Consider the following 17,047-nt stretch of genomic DNA (forward strand, 5'->3'; position numbering starts at 1 on the left):
GCCGGGCCTACAGGCGGTCCGGGGCTCCCCGCAGCTAGCCGAGATCCGGGGAGGGATGGCCCAGATGGAAGCCCTGCCCCAGCGGGATCCCCACCTCGCGGACCGCCTGAAGCACCTCCTCCTCCTCGATGAGCTCGGCGATGGTGTGGATTCCCAGCTCGGCGGCGAGGGTCGCCATGCTCTTGACGAAGGCGTGGTCCCGGGGATCCCGGGTCATGTTGGCCACGAACTCGCCCTCGATCTTCACGTAGTCGATGGGTAGGCGCTTGAGGTAGTGGAAGGAGGAGAAGCCGCTGCCGAAGTCGTCCACGGCGAACTGGAAGCCGTCGCGCTTCAGGTCGCTGATGAACCGCTCCAGCAGGTTGAGGTTGCGCACCGTCTCGCGCTCGGTGAGCTCGAAGACCACCCGGGCGGGATCCATGCCGTGGGCGCGCACCAGCTCGCGGGTGCGGGCGGGGAATTCCTCCAGGACCAGGGCGCGCGGGGAGAGATTGATGAACAGGAGCCCCTGGTACCCGGCCTCCCGGGCATCGGCGAAGGCCCGCTCCATGACCCGGTAATCGAGCTTGTGCACCACCCCCATGCGCTCGGCGTGCTCGATGAACTCCTCCGCCCGCAGAACCTCTCCCCCGCTGGGGAGGCGGCTCAGCACCTCGTGGGCCAGCACGGCGCCGTCGGCGACGGCACGGATGGGCTGGTAGTAGGGGACCACCGCCGCGCCGTCGATGGCCTCCTGGACCAGGTGGCTCTTCTCCCCCAGCTCGCGGAAGACCTCCACCACGTCCTCCTCGGTGGGCATGCCGATGCGGTGCTTCCCCTGGGTCTTGGCGCGGTACATCATGTTGTCCGCGAACAGGAACAGATCATGGGCGTCGGTGGCGTGGGCGGGGTACATGGCGATGCCCACGGACACCGTGGCCCGGACGCGGGTGCCGTCGGGGGTGTCCAGGACAACGCCGTCGGCGGCCTCCAGGAGGCGCTGGGCCACCGCGTAGGCCTGCTCGGCCCCGGTCTCCGGGAGCAGCCCCACGAACTCGTCCCCCCCGTAGCGGGCCCAGACGTCGCCGTCGCGCAGGGCGTCGTGGAGCGCCCCGGCGAACCGCTGCAGGAACTTGTCCCCCACCGGGTGGCCGAAACGGTCGTTGATGTTCTTGAAGTTGTCGAGATCCACCACGAGCAGGCCGAAGCTGTAGCCGTGACGCTCGGCGCGACCCACCTCGTAGCTGAGGAACTCCCGGAAGGTGCGCTGGTTGTAGAGGTTGGTCAGGGGGTCACGGCTGGCGTAGTACTCCAGGTCCCGGGTGTACTTGGAGATGGCCCGCACGGAGCCCACCACGTTCAGCAGCGTGGACAGGATGCTCTCGGTTACCAGCACCCGGGTGGGGTCCCGGGTGGTGGCGGCGTTGACGCCGATCCCCACAATCCCACCGATCTTGGGGCTGTCCAGGAACAGGGACTTGGTCTGAACGTCCAGCTCCTGGGCGGAGACCGCGAGCTCCGGCGCCCCGGGATCGGCCACGTTGTGGTGGATCTCCACCTCCGTGGCGGCCCCGAAGCAGGGGTTGCCCTCAATAGCGTGGTTGATCCGGCTGGTGACCGCCTCGCGCGTTTCGAAGCTGGGGGGATGGAGCCAAAACACCTCCAGGTCGTAGAGCTCCTCGTCCACCTTGAACAGGGAGAACAGGGAGTAGGCCTCGATGATCCCGTTGATCTCCCAAAGCAGGTTCTTGATGTAGTCCCGCCAGTCCTGCACCACGTCCGAGGTGATGACGAATTTCTCCAGGAGCCGGATCTCGAACTCCAGGAGATCCTTGTCCACGGCGATCCCCTGGAGCCGGGAGGACAGCTCGCGCACCTGCGCCGCCAGGGTGTTGAGCTCGGTGAAGCCCACGTCCGGGATCTCCTGCTCCACCTCCCGCAGGTCCGATACCGTGCTCACCTGCTCGATGCTGCCGCTGAGGGAGGCCACGGAGCGGTCGATCCGGCGGCTGATGATCCAGGCCACACCGACGGCGGCCCCCAGGGGGACCAGGGCGATGAGCAGGAAGGCGGTGCGGAACTGCTCCCGGGCGGCCTGGATGGCCGGCCCCAGGTCCTCCTCCACGGTGATCACCCCCAGGACGTCGCCCACCCCGGCGTTGGTGTGGCATTGCAGGCATTCCGCCCGCGCCCGGAGGGGATGGACGAAGGTGAGCCGATTGTCTTCCTCCACCCGACCCGGTTCGCCGGTGCGGAAGGCCTCGCGGACAGCGGGGGTCAGGGGCGGCTGCTCGATGGGGCCGAACCGCTCCTCCACCAGCCCGCCCCGGAACACCTCGATGCCGAAGCGCTCTCCCTCGGTAGTGCGCTCGAGGGCGCCCAAGAAGCCCTCCACGTCCTCCCGATCCCAACCCCGGCGCATGACCTGGAACATGGAGCTGAAGGTCTGCTCGGCGAGGAAACGGGCCTGCTCCTCCGCGTCCTGCTGGACGTAGCGCCGGGATATCCAGGAGGTCACCCCGTAGGCGATGCCGAACAGGATCATGGAGGCCGCGACAGCGGCCACCAGGATGAAACCTTTCAGGGAACGCATAGGGCCTCCTGGGCTGTCCTGGTCGGGAACACCGGACAGGAACGGTCCGGACAGGAAAAACCCTACACATCAAATGGAAAACGGGAAAGGGGGGCGGGGGCAAGCGCGAGAAGCCCCGGATGGGCCGGGAGCTCAGTCCCCGTCGGCGAAGCGGCGCAGGAGCTTCTCCTTGTAGACCTGCTCGGTCTTGAGGGAGGTACCGCGACCGCGGCCCAGCTGGAGCCGTTCGGTCAGGACGCGCAGGCGGGCGCGGGCGCGGCCCGCCTCGGCGGGGTCCTCCACCACCTCCAGCAGGTCCTCCAGCTCCTTGATCTCCTGGTTGGGCGCCAGCTCGGGCGGCAGGTGCCCGGAGTTCTTGAGCATGCGGTAGGCGGTACGGAGCTCCTGGGGCACCATGGAGTCGTCCTCCAGCTCCAGGGGCTCCCCCTGGCCGGGGAGGTCGTCGAAGGTACCCTCCTCCATGGCCTCCTGGATGCGCTCTTCGGCCAATCGCTGAAACAGGAACACGGTTGCCCTCCTGGGCGTGAGCCCGCCAGGTGGATGCGCTATCCTTGGCCGCCCCGGGCGGCCGACCGCCATTGTAGCCGCCCTTCCCCGTCACTCGCCATCGGAAACGCGCCGAGGAGGCCCGAGATCACCGCCCCGTTGCTGAGCGCCCGGAACCTGGAGCTGGCCGAGCCGCCGCTGGGACCCCTGGACCTGGCCCTGCGGCCGGGCGAGCTGGTCCTGCTCGCCGGCCCCAGCGGCTCGGGAAAGTCCCGCCTGCTGCGTGCGCTGGCGGACCTCGACCGGCCCGCCAGGGGCCGGGTGGAGCTGGAGGGCCGGCCGGCGGAGAGCTATCCGGCCCCGGAATACCGCCGCGCCGTGGGCTTTCTGCCCGCCACCCCGGTCCTCGGCACGGCATCCCTGCGCGACCTCCTGGCGCAGGTCCAGAGCTTGCACCACCGGCCCGCCGGCTCGGAGCCGGAGCGGGAGCTGGCCGGCCTGGGCCTGAGCGGGGAAGTGCTCGACCGCCCCGCCCAGGCCCTGTCCACCGGGGAGGCCCTGCGCGCGGCGCTGGGCCTGCTGCTGAGCGGGGACCCCCGCATCCTGCTGTTGGACGAGCCCACCGGCGCCCTCGATCCGGGGGCCACGGAGCTGGTGGAGGAGGCCATCCGCCGGCGCGTACGCGCCGGCACCGCGGTGGTCTGGGTCACCCACGACCCCGCCCAGGCGGCGCGCCTGGGCAACGCCCTGTATCACCTGGAGGGCACCGCCCTGCGCGGGCCGGAGCGCGAGCCCGAACGGTTCGCTTCGATCATGCGCCGCTTCGAGACCCGCGCTTACGGCGAGGAGCGCCGCGATGACGCCTGAAGGACCCATCGCCCTCTCCGCGACGGACCTGGCGGTAGCCGCCGCGCTGATCCTGCTGAACGGCGGCATCTCCCTGGCCATGAGCCTGGGCATGGGCCGCTCCATCTTCATCGCCGCGGGGCGCATGGTGGTGCAGCTGCTGGCGGTGGGCATGATCCTGGAGTGGGTCTTCGGCCTGCGCCACCCCTCGGCGGTGGTGGGCCTGGGCCTGCTCATGGCGGTGCTCGCCGGGCGCGAGGCGGTGGCCCGCCAGCGCTACCGCTTCTCGGGCATCTACCCCCTGGGCTGGGGGGTCATGGTGGGATCGTCCTTCCTGGTGACGGCGGTGGCCCTGTTCGGCATCGTCTCCGTGGACCCCTGGTTCCAGCCGCAATACGCCATCCCGCTGCTGGGCATGGTGCTGGGGAATACCCTGAACGGCATCGCCCTGGGGATGGACCGGGTCCTCACCGGCCTGCGCCGGGAGCAGGGCTACATCGAGCTACTGCTAGCGCTGGGGGCCACCCGCCGCGAGGCCGTGCGGGATCTGGCGCGGGACGCCGTGCGGGTGGGCATCACCCCCATCATCAACGGCATGTCCGTGGCGGGCATCGTCAGCCTGCCGGGCATGATGACCGGGCAGATCCTGTCCGGCACCGCCCCCGTGGAGGCGGTGAAGTACCAGATCATGATCTTCTTCCTGATCGCGGCGGGGACGGCGCTGGGGACGGTGGGCGCGGTGCTGGGCAGCCTGCGGCGGCTGGTGGACGGGCGGGGGCGGGTCCGCAGCGGGCTCCTGGTGGAGCGGCCCCGCTCCCGATAGCCAGCCCCCGGCCGGGGTCAGTCGAAGTCGTTGGCCAGCTTCTCGTGCAGCCGCTCGGGCACGGTCACCTCGAGCTGGCGCTTGTCGTGGTCGGTGCCCGCGTGCACCGGGCTGCCGCCCTTCCAGGCGTGGATCATGTCCGGATCCAGCTCGAAGCGCATGAAGTGCACCGTGGAAGTCTTGTCCTCGGTGGAGCGGTCCAGGTCCTCGTCGGCGTGGGCGTAGACCTTGTCGTGGCCGTCCACCCGTACCCAGACGCGGTGCTCGATGCCCACCAGCTCCGCCAGGCGCGCCATGCGCTCCTCGCGGGCGTCGTACTGGATCATCATGGTGGCTTTGAGGTTGGAGCCGTCCGGGATGAGCGGGTTGTAAACGTCCAGCTCGTCCTTGAGCTCCTCCGGCTTGTACAACCGCTCGGCGCGGGCCATCTCCTGGACCTGGTACCACATGGTGTCGCGGTCCTCGAAGAAGAGGCTGATGTGGTCGTCCAGGTCCAGGCGGCGCTCCACCTTGTGGGCCTGAATGCGCTCCTGAATCTCCTTGCGCCGACGCTCGTAGTCCTCCAGGGAGAGCAGGTCCTGCTGGGTGATCGCCTGCATGGGAATCCTCCGTGCTCGGTTCGGCCCGCTCAAATCCGTCCGGATGCGGGTACGGGCCCTTAAGCCGGAACCTCCCGCCTAGCGGGGGGAGGCCCCGGATCGCGGCCGGGACGGCCGCTCCTACAAAAAGGAGCTTGCCTACCCCGCCTGTTTAGCCTTTGCCTATCTCTTGCGCCGTTCTTGGCGACCCTTGGCGGGCTTGGCGGTTCGGCGTCCTCGTATTCAGGCCTTCTCCTCCAGCCCGTACGCCATCCGCACCAGGGTCAAGGGGTGGGTGGGCGGCTGCTCGGTCTCCAGGCCCTGCTTGATCTGGGTGCCGGCGATGGGGCAATCGCTGGCGTAATGGTCGGCCTCCGCCTCCCGCACCCGGCGGAACAGCGGCTTGCCGATCTCCATGGACTTCTCGAACCACTCCACCTTCACGCCCCAGGTGCCGTCGTGGCCGGAGCAGCGCTCGAAGGCCGCCACCTCGGTGTCCGGGATCAGCTCCAGCATGCGCTGGGTCTGCTGCCCGATGTTCTGCACGTGCTGGTGGCAAGGCCGATGGTAGGCCACCTTGCCCAGACCCTGCCGGAAGTCCGTGTTCAGCAGGCCCTCGCGGTGGCGCTTCAGCAGGTACTCGAAGGGGTCGAAGACCCGCTCCGCCACCTTGCGCGCCCGCTCGTCGTCGGGGTCCACGTTGCCGTACTCCTGGCGGAACATCAGCGCGCAGGAGGGAACCGGGACCAGGATGTCCCAGCCGTCGTCCACCAGGGCCTCCAGCCGGGGCAGGTTGGCCTCCTTGGCGGCCATGACGGAATCGAAGTCGCCCAGCTCCAGCCGCGGCATGCCGCAGCACTGCTCGCCCTCCACGAAGCGTACCGGGATGCCGTTGTTCTCCAGCACGGCCACCAGGTCGCGTCCGATCTCGGGCGTCTGGTAGTTCACGTAGCAGGTGCCGAACACCGCCACCTTGCCGGTGGTCTCCTCCCCCGCCGTGGGCTCCACTTCGGGCCCCTGGTAGCCCTTCTTCCAGCTGGTAAAGGTGCGGGAGGCGTAGCGGGGCAGCTCCCGCTCGCGGTGGACGCCGAGGGACTTCTCCATGGCCGCGCGCAGCGGCCGCTGCCGGTTGGCCCAATTCACCAGCGGCGCCACGACGGGCCGGGCCGCCACCCGGCCCAGGGTGTCCGTCTGCGTCAGGATCTTGTCGCGGAAGGACGGCTCGCCGTCCTTATACTGGATGGCCTTGGCCCGCAGCATCAGGTGGGGAAAATCCACCTCCCACTCGTGGGGCGGGACGTAGGGGCACTTGGCCATGAAGCACATGTCGCAGAGGTAGCACCGGTCCACCACCTGGAAGTGGTCTTCCCGGGTGAGGCTGTCCACCTCCATGGTCTCCGACTCGTCGATAAGGTCGAAGAGCGTGGGGAAGGCGTTGCACAGGGACAGACAGCGCCGGCACGTGTGACAGATGTCGAAGACCCGGTCCATCTCCTGATGAAGGGCGTCCTTGTCCCAGAAGGAGTCTTCGCCCCACTTCAGGGGGTGCCGCTGGGGCGCCTTGGATGCTCCCTCTTCCGCCATGCGCGTCTCCTCGGGTTGGGCCGGGGGTGCTGGCCGGGCGGAGCCCCGGGATTCCTGCGATGGTGGATACCGGTCGCACGCGGAACCCCGCCAGGGGCTTGGCGAGCTCCCGCCACCGCATGGGTATCCACCGTGGCCTCCGGAACCCCCGCGGCGAAAATGCGTAGAACTCGCCCCCGCCACCCCCTTATTCGGGCGCTGGAGGCCTGTGCAAAGGCGCCCCAGCGCGCTGGAGACCGGCCCCGCGGGGCCGTCCCACGTCCTTAGTCCATGTTGTCCAGCGCCTTCTGGAACCGGTTGGCGTGGGAGCGCTCGGCCTTGGCCAGGGTCTCGAACCAATCGGCGACCTCGTCGAAACCTTCGTCCCGAGCGGTTTTGGCCATGCCGGGGTACATGTCGGTGTACTCGTAGGTCTCGCCGGCGATGGCGGACTTCAGGTTGGTGGTGGTATCGCCGATGGGCTCATCGGTGGCCGGATCGCCGGCGGCCTCCAGGAACTCCAGGTGGCCGTGGGCGTGGCCGGTCTCGCCCTCGGCGGTGGAGCGGAACAGGGCGGAAACTTCGTTCTCCCCTTCCACGTCGGCCTTCTGGGCGAAATACAGGTACCGGCGGTTGGCCATGGACTCGCCGCCGAAGGCTTCCTTCAGGTTCTCGTGGGTCTTGGTGCCCTTCAGATCCGCCATGGTGGCTCCTCCTCCATTGAGCGGGTGGGTTTTAGAATCAGTCTAAATTAAAATCTAGTTTGCATTGGAAGGGAATGCAACCCCTCCCAGCAGGCTACATGGGGCCGGGGTCGATTGCTTTCAAGGGCTTGTTCTCCCGGGATTTCCGGCTAACGCTCGCCCCTCTCACCCCGCCCCACCGCCGGCCTCCTGCGCGAACCGGTTGCGGCGCTCCCGTCCCCGACGCTCGTCCACTCCCGCCAGCAGCACCAGCCCCACCACGAAGAAGCCCGCGGTGGCCAGCAGGGCGCCGCGGTAGTTGCCGGCGGAAAAGTAGCTGAGCAGGCCGTAGGACAGCGGCCCCACGATGGCCGCCACCTTCACCGCCACCCCCCACAGGCCGAAGAAGGCCCCCTCGTGGCCGGCCGGGGAGAGCATGGCCACCAGCGCCCGGCCGCTGGACTGACTGGCGCCCATGCAGGCCCCCACCAGGAAGGCCGCCGCCCAGAAGGTGCCCGGCTCCCGGGCGAAGAAGGCCAGCAGGATGGCCGCCAGCCATCCCACCAGGGTGATGCCCACGGTGCGCACGGCGCCGATGCGGTCGTGCACCCGGCCCAGGAGCCAGGCGCCGCCGGCCGCCGCCAGGTTGACCACCAGGATCATGCTGATGGTCTCGTCCTTGGAGAAGCCCATCACCTGCTCGGCGTAGACCGCCGCCAGGGCCACCACCGTCTGGATGCCGCAATAGAAGATGCCCAGGCACACCAGGAAGCGGGCCAGGTCGGGGAGCTGGCGCGCGTCGCGCCACGCCTGCACGGTGCGCTGCCACGGGTTGGTCCGGTAACCGGTGCGGGCCAGGGGGCCGGGCCGCTCCTGCACCCAGACGAAGGTAGGGAGGGCCGCGAAGGCGAACATGACGGCGACGATGACCATGGTTCCCGGCACGAAGTCCTCGGCGGCGCCCCCCTGGGCCTGGGACCAGCGCACGTAGGCCAAGCACACCAGCAGGGTGAGCAGGCCGCCGAGGTAGCCGATGGTCCAGCCGAAGGCGGAGGTGCGGCCCAGGCGGTGCACCGGCACCAGCCGCGGCAGGAAGGCGGCGATGAGGTTCTCGCCCAGGCCGAAGGCGGTGTTGGAGACCACGATCAGCGCCATGCCCAGCACCAGGTCCCCGGGGCCCACCAGCCCCAGGGCCGCGGTCCCCACGATGCACAGGGCGGTGGAAGCGCCCAGCCAGGGCTTGAGCCGGCCGTTCTCGTCGGCGGTCTGCCCCACCCACGGGCCGATGACCAGCACCAGGGCGTGGGACAGCGCCAGGGCCACCGTCCACAGCAGCCAGGCGGTGGGTCCGCCGCCCGCCACCGCGCCCACGAAGTAGGCGTTGAACACGGCGGTAACCACCACCGTGGTATAGCCGGAGTTGGCGAAGTCGTAGAAGGCCCAGGCGACGATCTCGCGGCGCCCGGCCCAGCCCTGCTCCGGCGCCTGCTCAGCGGGGGAGGGCATAGATGGCGTCCACAATGCGGCGGGCGGCTTCGTTGAGGAGGGCGCGGTCGCGGTCCCCGGCATACCGGCTGCGGAGGTCCTCCAGGTCCACCGCCGGGCCGTACCGCACCCGCACCCGGCGCGGGCGCAGGAAGGTCTTCAGGTCGTGGCCGGGCAGCTGCCGAATGCCGTCGACGTGCACCGGAAAGACCGGCGCACCGCTCTCCAGGGCCAGCATGGCGATTCCCGCCTTGGGATGGACCCGCTCCTCCGGGGGATGGATGCCCCCCTCTGGAAAGATCCCCACCACCCTTCCCTGGTCCAGCCGGTCCAGGACCCCGCGCAGGCTGGAGGCGGTGGGCCGCACCCGCTTCACGGGCACGCAGCCGGCCTTGTCGTACAGCCAGGTCAGGGCGCCCACCCGGTAGTACTCCATGGCGATCATGAAGGAGATGAGCCGACGGTTGGTGGCTACAAGGAACAGCGGGTCCGGACCGGCGTGGTGGTTGGCCGCCAACAGCGCCGGACCCGTCTCCGGAAGGGTGCTCGCCTCCGCGCGGAGGCGATGGAAGAAGCGGCAGTAGGCACGGATCGCGCCGTGCAGGAGGCGGGCCCAGAGGGGCCAGTCCCGGGTGTGGTCGGGGAGCATGGAGGACAAGCCGGCACCTCGCGATTGCCACTAGCGGACAGCGTAACCATACCGGGGCCCGGGGGCCGAAGAAAGTCCGGCCTCATCCTTTCCCCCTATTCGGGCGCCGTTTTTTCCACCGTCGTGTCCGAGGCACCGGACAAAAATACCCCCGGCCTTTCGGACATCCCTTGAGCCCGGCCGCCGGCTAAAGCAGAATTCCGTAACCCCTTGATCATGGGGTACCGCCCCAGGAACCGCCTTGGGGCGCCCCGAGCCCCCCGGAGAACCCAGGCCTTGCCTCCACGCGTCCCCGCCTTCTCGCCGCCGGAGCTCAACAGCCTGCACGGGCGCTACCTCCTCGGCGCCCTGCTGGTGCTCGCGGTGCTGCTCGCCAGCAGCTGGTTCGCGGAGGCCTACCTGCACGACCAGCAGTCCCTGCGCACCGAGCACTTTCGGCAGCGTCAGGAGGCCCTGGAGGTCAGCCGCATGCTGCAGAACGCCTTCTGGGAGGCGGAGCATTACCTGCAGGCCTTCGCCCTGACCCCTGACGAGGAGAGCCGCGCCCGGGCCCTGGAGGCCATTCAGCGCGCCCAGGAAGGGGCCGCGCGACTCCGCGGCCTGCCCTGGGTGGCACGCAACCACTGGGAGCCCCCCGCCCGCGCCCTGGACCGGGCCTTCGAGGCCCTGGAGGGAGAGGCCCGTTCGCTCATCGCCATCCGCACCTCCCCGGACCGGATGTACCCGGCCCTGCGCATCATGCGCGACGAGCTCGGGCCCGCCAGCCGGGCCTTCCTCAACGCCGCCCAGCTCGCCCTGGCCTCCGACGCCTCCCGCACCGCCGGCCCCCTGGGCCGGGTGGCGGACGGCGACGTGGCCGAGGTGCTGCACCACTGCCGCTACCAGTGGAGCCGCATGATCGCGGAGTTCCGCCTGTACATGACCGCCCGCATGGGGATGCTGGGCGGGGACGAGGACGAGACCCGGGCCCGGAACGTGGAATCCTTCTTCCTCGGCGTGTCCGAGTCCCTGGCGGAGCTCGAGGAACGCGCCGCGCGCGGAACCCTGCCCCTGGCCCAGCAGCGGGCGGTGGTGGCCATGCGGGAGCAGGCGGGCCGCTGGTACGACGCCTACGAGCGGGTGCGCAGCGTCTACCTCCACCACAACTGGCGGGAGGACTTCCCGCTGATCACCGGCTCCCTCCACCCCCTCTACCAGTCCATCCAATCCTCCCTCATCCGCCTGGACAAGCGCCTGGCGGATTCCGCCAACCGGGCCACGGACTCCATGGCCACGGTGGCCAGCCACCTCACCGCCATGCTGTGGGGGCTACTGGTGATCCACCTCGGGGTGGTGGTGCTGGGCTACGCCTTCCTCAACCGCGGCATCCTCGCCCCCCTGGCGCGGGTGGCAGGGGCCATCAAGCGGGAGGCCGAGGGCGGCAGCGGGGCGCCGGCCCTGCCGCGCGGCCCCCGGGAGATCGAGGACGTGGTGCACGCCTTCGGGGTCATGCGCGAGGAGGTGCGTTCCCGGGAATCCGACCTGCAGCACCAGGCCTTCCACGACCCCCTCACGGACCTGCCCAATCGCCCGCTGCTGGAGGACCGCCTCACCCAGGCCATCCAGCGGGCCCGCCGGAAGGGCCTGGCGGGGGCCCTGGTCATGCTGGATCTGGACTTCTTCAAGGAGATCAACGACACCTTCGGCCATCCCACCGGCGACCGGGTGCTGGTGGAGGTGGCCCAGCGCCTCCGCCAGGTCCTGCGGGACACGGACACGGTAGCCCGCTTCGGCGGGGACGAGTTCGGCATCCTGCTGCCGGACACGGACGGCGACGCCGCCAAGCACGTGGCGGGCAAGCTGCTCGCCCGCCTCCAGGCCCCGCTGAGCTCGGGCAACGGCGACCTGCACATCGGCGCCAGCATGGGGATCACCCTCTTCCCGGAGCACGGCGAGGACCCCGAGACTCTCATCCGGCGCGCCGACCTGGCCATGTACGAGGCCAAACGGCTCCGCCAGGGCTTCGTGGAGTTCCATTCCGACCACCACCCCGACACCGTGGAGCGCCTCACCCGGGTGAACGACCTTTTCGAGGACATCCGCCAGGACCGCATCCCTGTCCACTTCCAGCCCCAGATGGACCTGGCCTCGGGCCGAACCGCCAGCGCGGAGGCCCTGCTGCGCTGGGGCCCAGCCGGAACCCACCCTCTGCCGCCGCAGGACGTCTTCGGCATGGCGGAGCGCGCCGGGGTCCTCCACGCCCTGACCCGAAGGGTGCTCAACGCCTCGGTGCGGGAATGCGCCCGCTGGCACCTCCGCGGATACGACCTGGGGATCGCCGTGAACCTCTCCGCGGACGACCTCCAGGAAACCGGTATGGTGGAGGAGATCCGGAACTTCCTGACGGCCTGGGACCTCCCGGCCCACCGGCTGGAGCTGGAGATCACGGAGAACGCCATGGTGGCCGACGCCGAGCGCGCCAAGCGGATCCTGGGCGACCTGCGCGCCCTCGGCGTGCGTATCGCCGTGGACGACTACGGCACTGGGTATTCCGCCCTCGGCTACCTCAAGGAGCTCCCCGTGGACACCCTCAAGATCGACAAGTCCTTCGTCATGAGGCTCCATCAGGACCCCGAGGACCAGGCCATCGTGCGCTCCACCATCGACCTGGGCCACAGCCTGGGCCTGCAGGTGGTGGCGGAGGGTGTGGAGGACGGGGAGGCCCTGCACCTGCTGCGCCAATGGGGCTGCGACCGCGCCCAGGGCTTCCACCTGGGCGCCCCCCTGCCGTCCGGGGACTGGACCGGCTGAACCCCGCTGTGGGCGGTTTGTCACCGCCGGCCACCGCTCCCATGATGAGGGGCAGGCCCGGCGGCGCCCGCCGGCGTCGGCACCGGGAGGAGCATGCCGTCATGCGCCCCACCTTCCACCCCGCACTGGTGAACGGGCCGCTGGGAGACCCCGCCCTCTACGTGGAATTCCTGGACCGGCGCGGGGCTTTGCTGTTCGACCTGGGCGAGATCCCCGACCTCGCCCCGCGCAAGATCCTGCGCCTCACCCACGTCTTCGTCTCCCACGCCCACATGGACCATTTCGCCGGCTTCGACCGCCTGCTGCGCATCTGCCTGGGCCGGGACGTGCGCCTGCGCCTGTTCGGCCCGCCGGGCTTCATCGACCGGGTGGGCCACAAGCTGGGCGGCTACACCTGGAACCTGGTGGAGGGCTACGCCAACGACCTCACTCTGGAGGTGGCGGAGTACGCCGAGGACCGGCCGGGACACCGGGCCCGCTTCCGGGTACGCAACGGCTTCCGGCGCGAGGAGCTGGAGCCGCCCCGGTTCCCCGGCGGCCTGTTGGTGGACGAGGATGCCTTCCGGGTGCGGGCGGCGGAGCTGGACCACCGCATCCCCTGCCTCGCCTTCGCGCTGGAAGAGCCGGAGCACCTCAACGTGTGGCGTAACCGGCTGGAGGACCGCGGCCTGAGGCCTGGCCCCTGGCTGGCGGAGCTCAAGGCGGCGGTGCGCCGGGAAGACCCTGATGCCACCCCCATCCGGGTGGCCTGGAAGGACCCGGGCAACCGGCCGGCCACCCTACCCCTGGGCGAGCTGCGCGCCGCCCTCCTCTCCCGGGAGCGGGGCCAGAAGGTGGGCTATGTGGTGGACGCCGTGGACAGCCCCGGCAACGCCGCGCGCATCGTGGAGCTGGTGCGCGGCGCGGACCGGCTCTACATCGAGGCGGCCTTCCGGGGGCGGGAAACCGACCGGGCCGCGGCCACCTACCACCTGACGGCCCCGCAGGCCGGCCGCCTGGCCGCGCGGGCGGGGGTGGGGGAGCTGGTGCCCTTCCACTTCTCCCCGCGTCATGAGCACGAGGTGGAGGCCCTGATCCGGGAGGCCGAGGAGGCCTTCGCGGCCGACCTCTGACGCCCTAGTGTCCTGTCGCAGAAATTCTTTCTCTAATCTTTGGGCCGGGCCCGGGACGCGGGGCAAGCCCTCCAGGCTCCAAGGGGCCCTGCCCTGCGGGCATCCCTTCAGTCGCCTTTCGGGCTTACCCCGCATCCCGGGGAGCCCATTTTGGGTACGAATTTCTGCGACAGGACACTAGCCGATGAGCACCAGCTCCTCGGCGGCGGTGGGGTGGATGGCGACGGTGTCACGCAGGGTCTGGAGGGTGCCGCCCGCCTTCAGGGTCGCGGCGAAGCCCTGGATCATCTCGTCGGCGCCGCGGCCGATGACGTGGATGCCCGCCAGCTTCTCGTGGGGGCCCACGGTGATGACCTTCATGGCGGTGGGCTCCTTGCGGTCCAGGGGGGCGTAGTACATGTCCTTGAAGGTGGTGGTGTGGCAGGCAAAGCCGCCCTGGCCGTACCGCTCCTCCGCCTCCTCCTCGGTAAGGCCCACGGTACCGATGGGGGGATGGCTGAACACCACCGAGGGGATGTCGGCGTAGTCCAGGCGCGCGTCGGCCTGCCCCCCGAAGAGGCGGTCGGCGAGCCGGCGCCCCGCGGCGATGGCCACCGGGGTCAGGGGAGCGCGACCGGTGACGTCGCCCACCGCGTGGACGCCGGGGATGTTGGTGTCCTGCCACTCGTCCACGGGGACAATGCCCTCCGGACCGGTCTCCACCCCGGCCGCCTCGAGCCCCAGGCCCTCGGTGCTGGCGTCCCGGCCCACGGCCCAGACGACCTGGTCAAAGTCGCCCGTGCGATCCCCGTCCGCCGAAACCAGCACATAGCCATCGTCGCCACGCTCCACCCGGTCCATGTGGATGCAGGTGAGGAAGTTCACTCCCGCCGTGCTCATGGCGTCCATGAGGGTCTCGCGCATGAGCGCATCGAATCCCCCCAGAAGGTGCTCGCGGCGCAGCAGCATGGTCACCTCGGAGCCCAGGGCGTTGAGGACCCCCGCCAGCTCCACGGCGATGTAGCCGGCGCCGACGATGGCCACGCGGCGGGGCTGCTCGGCCAGTTCGAAGAAACCGTCGGAGGTGAGGCCGTGCTCGGCGCCGGGCAGGTTCGGGACCCGGGGGCGGCCGCCGGTAGCGATGAGGATCCGGTCGGCGGTGTAGGTGGTGCCGTCCACCTCCACCGTGCCCGCGTCAACGAAGCGGCCGTAGCCCGCCAGGTGCTCCACCTCCGCCACCTCCAGGTTGCGGCGGTGGATGCCATTCAGGCGCTCCACGTAGGCCGCCCGGGCGGCCCGCAGCCGGTCCCAGTGGAAGCGTGCGCCCTCCACCTCGAAGCCGTATCCGGGGGCGTCCTCCAGGGCCTCGGCGATGCCGGCGGCGTTCCACATCACCTTCTTGGGCACGCAGCCCACGTTAACGCAGGTGCCGCCCAGGGGGTGAGGCTCCACCAGGGCCGTGCGGGCGCCGTGGCCGGCGGCGCGTTTGGCCGCCGCCAGCCCCCCGCTGCCACCGCCGAGGACCAAAAAGTCGTAGTGCCGGGCCATTTCCTCTCCCATGGCTGCGTTCGCCCGTGGTTCCTTTCGGGACGGACGATTCTACATCCCCACGGTACGGAGCGTCGCCCCGCCCTCCCTACACCCCGAAGGCCCCGCCGATACCGTCCACCACGAACTGCACCGCGATGGCCGCCAGGACCAGCCCCAGCAGGCGGTCGATGACGTTGGTCCCGGTCTCGCCGAGCACCTGCATGATGCGCGCCGTGAGCAGCAGGCTGGTGAGCGTGAGCAGCAGCACGGCGAAGATGATCCCCAACCGCACCAGCTGCCCCGTCCAGGCGCCCCCCTCCGAGGCCATGAGCAGGACGGTGGTGATGGCCCCGGGGCCGGCGATGAGCGGGAAGGCGAGCGGGAACACGGAGATGTCCTCGCGCTCCTGGGCCTCCTCCTGCTCGCTGGCGGTGGCACCGCGCAGGCCCGACTGGCGAGCGAACACCATGTCGATGGCCACCAGGAACAGGAGGATCCCCCCGGCGATGCGGAAGGCGGGCACGCCGATGCCGAGGGCGGACAGGAGCCCGTTGCCCCCCAGGAAGAAGACCAGCAGGATGGCGGCCGACAGCACGATGGCCTTCACCGCCAGGACCCGCCGCTCCGCGCCGCTCAACCCGCGGGTCAGCCCAGCGAAGATGGGGGCGTTGCCGATGGGGTCCACCACCACGAACAGGACCACGAAGGAATTGAGCAGGACGTCGAGGGTCACGGTGCCGCCAGCGCCTTTCTTTCCCGATTGCCCCCCGAAAGGCGGGCCGAAGGGGGCCGCATGAGCCCCTCCTGCACCACTTACCAGCTCTGGATCCGGCTGGCCGAGGCGGCGGAGGTGGAGGTGGGCCGGCTGGGCCGGTGCGCCTTCCCCGTGGGCTGGTACGTCTACACGGGCAGCGCCCGGCGCCATCGCAACGCCCGGCTGCGGCGCCACTGCCGGGACGCCGCGTCCAAGCGCCTGCGCTGGCACATCGACTACTTCCTCGCCGCACCGGGGGCGGAAATCCGCTACATCGGCCTGTCCGCCGAGCCGGAGTGCCGCCTTAACGCCGCCGTGGGCGGACGGGTGGTGTGCCCGGGGCTGGGGGCCTCCGACTGCCGCGCGGGCTGCGGCAGCCATCTCCGCTACTTGGGGACGGAGGCCCCGCTCCAGGGCCTGGTGCCGGAGCCACCTTCCAGGGCCGAAAAGCCGGTGTAGGGGCCCGCTTTAGCGGGCGACCCGATTCGGCAGCCAAGCCGGCTCGAGCAATCGCCCGCTAAAGCGGGCTCCTACCTGGACACCAGCTGCCTCGGCGGCACTCATTCGGGCTTGCGGGCCACCAGCTGGGCCTCGTCGCGAACGCCCCGCGCCGTATCCCCCACCCGCCCTTCCTCGCGGTACACCAGCACCTGGAGATCGGCGAACAGGTGCAGGAGCTCGTTGTCCGCAAGGCGGAAGCGCTCGGTGCGCGGGCCGCGGTCGCTGACCCGGGTTTGGGTGAAGGTCTGGTAGAACAGCAGGCCGCCGGGGTTGAGGGCGTCCCGAAGGGCCCCCGCCAGCTGCCGCTCCAGGAAGTGGCCCACCACGATCACGTCGAAGCGCCCGGGCTCCGGCGGCCAAACCACCACGTCGCGCACCTCGGCGGTGATGGGCAAGAGGTTCTCCCGGCTCCAGGCCGCCAGCTTCTCCACGGCCACCGACGAACGGTCCCAGGCGAAGGTCTTCAGGCCCTGCTCGGCGAGGAGCACGGCGTTGGCCCCCAGGCCGCAGGCCAGGTCCAGGGCCATGCCCCCGGCCGGAAGGAGGTGGCGGTTGTCCTCGAGAACCGCCACGGGGTCGCTGTCCCCCACCGACCGTTCCCGGTAGCGCTTGTCCCAGTCCGGCTCCTGCATGGCGCCCTCGCCCCTTGGCCCTCTTCCCGGTGAGCCTACCGGCTCGAACCCGCCGGGACAACTC

At 70.3% G+C, this 17,047-nt stretch carries 15 protein-coding genes; 5 read left to right on the forward strand and 10 right to left on the reverse strand.

Annotated elements, in window-relative coordinates:
- Nucleotides 1-34: 34 nt before the first annotated feature.
- On the reverse strand, nt 35-2,572 hold the full coding sequence (locus AN478_RS12495; protein WP_054966953.1) for a putative bifunctional diguanylate cyclase/phosphodiesterase: 2,538 nt from the start codon (nt 2,570-2,572) through the stop codon (nt 35-37).
- Between the two features lie 132 nt (nt 2,573-2,704).
- Nucleotides 2,705-3,079, reverse strand: a complete 375-nt coding sequence (locus AN478_RS12500) for a DnaJ family domain-containing protein (protein ID WP_074471179.1) — start codon at nt 3,077-3,079, stop codon at nt 2,705-2,707.
- A 138-nt stretch (nt 3,080-3,217) separates the two neighbouring features.
- Here AN478_RS12500 and AN478_RS12505 point away from each other — a divergent pair, with 138 nt between their 5' ends.
- Complete coding sequence (locus AN478_RS12505) at nt 3,218-3,925, forward strand: ABC transporter ATP-binding protein (protein WP_054966954.1); 708 nt, start codon at nt 3,218-3,220, stop codon at nt 3,923-3,925.
- Entirely contained in the window at nt 3,915-4,727 is an 813-nt protein-coding gene (locus AN478_RS12510; protein ID WP_054966955.1) for an ABC transporter permease, read from the forward strand. The genes AN478_RS12505 and AN478_RS12510 overlap by 11 nt, the downstream gene beginning before the upstream one ends.
- A 17-nt stretch (nt 4,728-4,744) precedes the next feature.
- Here the strand turns inward: AN478_RS12510 and AN478_RS12515 are convergent, their stop codons facing one another.
- From AN478_RS12515 to AN478_RS12535, 5 genes are all read right to left on the reverse strand, one after another.
- A complete protein-coding gene (locus AN478_RS12515; RefSeq protein WP_054966956.1) occupies nt 4,745-5,326 on the reverse strand; it encodes a DUF3501 family protein in 582 nt (193 codons plus the stop codon).
- A 222-nt stretch (nt 5,327-5,548) separates the two neighbouring features.
- Nucleotides 5,549-6,889 (reverse strand): heterodisulfide reductase-related iron-sulfur binding cluster, encoded by a 1,341-nt coding sequence (locus tag AN478_RS12520; RefSeq protein ID WP_054966957.1) that lies wholly within the window; start codon nt 6,887-6,889, stop codon nt 5,549-5,551.
- A gap of 263 nt (nt 6,890-7,152) precedes the next feature.
- Nucleotides 7,153-7,572, reverse strand: a complete 420-nt coding sequence (locus AN478_RS12525) for a rubrerythrin family protein (RefSeq protein ID WP_054966958.1) — start codon at nt 7,570-7,572, stop codon at nt 7,153-7,155.
- A 165-nt stretch (nt 7,573-7,737) separates the two neighbouring features.
- Entirely contained in the window at nt 7,738-9,057 is a 1,320-nt protein-coding gene (locus AN478_RS12530; RefSeq protein ID WP_054966959.1) for an MFS transporter, read from the reverse strand.
- A complete protein-coding gene (locus tag AN478_RS12535; RefSeq protein ID WP_231627425.1) occupies nt 9,041-9,685 on the reverse strand; it encodes a lysophospholipid acyltransferase family protein in 645 nt (214 codons plus the stop codon). The genes AN478_RS12530 and AN478_RS12535 overlap by 17 nt, the downstream gene beginning before the upstream one ends.
- Before the next feature lie 276 nt (nt 9,686-9,961).
- On the opposite strand from AN478_RS12535, the gene AN478_RS12540 reads away from it, so the two are divergent.
- Both AN478_RS12540 and AN478_RS12545 read left to right on the forward strand, forming a co-directional pair.
- Nucleotides 9,962-12,475, forward strand: a complete 2,514-nt coding sequence (locus tag AN478_RS12540; RefSeq protein WP_054966961.1) for a putative bifunctional diguanylate cyclase/phosphodiesterase — start codon at nt 9,962-9,964, stop codon at nt 12,473-12,475.
- A gap of 101 nt (nt 12,476-12,576) precedes the next feature.
- Nucleotides 12,577-13,587, forward strand: a complete 1,011-nt coding sequence (locus AN478_RS12545; RefSeq protein WP_054966962.1) for a ribonuclease Z — start codon at nt 12,577-12,579, stop codon at nt 13,585-13,587.
- 177 nt (nt 13,588-13,764) lie between these two features.
- On the opposite strand, the gene gorA is transcribed toward AN478_RS12545, so the two are convergent.
- The gene (gene gorA, locus AN478_RS12550) at nt 13,765-15,114 is read right to left on the reverse strand and encodes a glutathione-disulfide reductase (protein WP_054967117.1); all 1,350 of its coding nucleotides are present in this window, start codon (nt 15,112-15,114) and stop codon (nt 13,765-13,767) included.
- 88 nt (nt 15,115-15,202) lie between these two features.
- Entirely contained in the window at nt 15,203-15,829 is a 627-nt protein-coding gene (locus AN478_RS12555) for a MarC family protein (protein WP_054966963.1), read from the reverse strand.
- Between the two features lie 60 nt (nt 15,830-15,889).
- Between AN478_RS12555 and AN478_RS12560 the strand changes: the two genes are divergently transcribed.
- Complete coding sequence (locus tag AN478_RS12560; RefSeq protein ID WP_054966964.1) at nt 15,890-16,309, forward strand: GIY-YIG nuclease family protein; 420 nt, start codon at nt 15,890-15,892, stop codon at nt 16,307-16,309.
- A gap of 101 nt (nt 16,310-16,410) precedes the next feature.
- On the opposite strand, the gene AN478_RS12565 is transcribed toward AN478_RS12560, so the two are convergent.
- Entirely contained in the window at nt 16,411-16,983 is a 573-nt protein-coding gene (locus tag AN478_RS12565) for a class I SAM-dependent methyltransferase (protein WP_054966965.1), read from the reverse strand.
- Nucleotides 16,984-17,047 lie beyond the last annotated feature (64 nt).

The sequence above is a fragment of the Thiohalorhabdus denitrificans genome, from assembly GCF_001399755.1.
GTDB classification, from domain to species: Bacteria; Pseudomonadota; Gammaproteobacteria; order Thiohalorhabdales; family Thiohalorhabdaceae; genus Thiohalorhabdus; species Thiohalorhabdus denitrificans.

What these genes read in the sequence shown, in the direction of transcription:
- AN478_RS12495 (WP_054966953.1), bottom strand. Translation starts at nt 2,572, where the DNA reads ATGCGTTCCCTGAAAGGTTTCATCCTGGTGGCCGCTGTCGCGGCCTCC.
- AN478_RS12510 (WP_054966955.1), top strand. Translation starts at nt 3,915, where the DNA reads ATGACGCCTGAAGGACCCATCGCCCTCTCCGCGACGGACCTGGCGGTA.
- AN478_RS12515 (WP_054966956.1), bottom strand. Translation starts at nt 5,326, where the DNA reads ATGCAGGCGATCACCCAGCAGGACCTGCTCTCCCTGGAGGACTACGAG.
- AN478_RS12520 (WP_054966957.1), bottom strand. Translation starts at nt 6,889, where the DNA reads ATGGCGGAAGAGGGAGCATCCAAGGCGCCCCAGCGGCACCCCCTGAAG.
- AN478_RS12525 (WP_054966958.1), bottom strand. Translation starts at nt 7,572, where the DNA reads ATGGCGGATCTGAAGGGCACCAAGACCCACGAGAACCTGAAGGAAGCC.
- AN478_RS12530 (WP_054966959.1), bottom strand. Translation starts at nt 9,057, where the DNA reads ATGCCCTCCCCCGCTGAGCAGGCGCCGGAGCAGGGCTGGGCCGGGCGC.
- AN478_RS12535 (WP_231627425.1), bottom strand. Translation starts at nt 9,685, where the DNA reads ATGCTCCCCGACCACACCCGGGACTGGCCCCTCTGGGCCCGCCTCCTG.
- AN478_RS12545 (WP_054966962.1), top strand. Translation starts at nt 12,577, where the DNA reads ATGCGCCCCACCTTCCACCCCGCACTGGTGAACGGGCCGCTGGGAGAC.
- gorA (WP_054967117.1), bottom strand. Translation starts at nt 15,114, where the DNA reads ATGGCCCGGCACTACGACTTTTTGGTCCTCGGCGGTGGCAGCGGGGGG.
- AN478_RS12560 (WP_054966964.1), top strand. Translation starts at nt 15,890, where the DNA reads ATGAGCCCCTCCTGCACCACTTACCAGCTCTGGATCCGGCTGGCCGAG.
- AN478_RS12565 (WP_054966965.1), bottom strand. Translation starts at nt 16,983, where the DNA reads ATGCAGGAGCCGGACTGGGACAAGCGCTACCGGGAACGGTCGGTGGGG.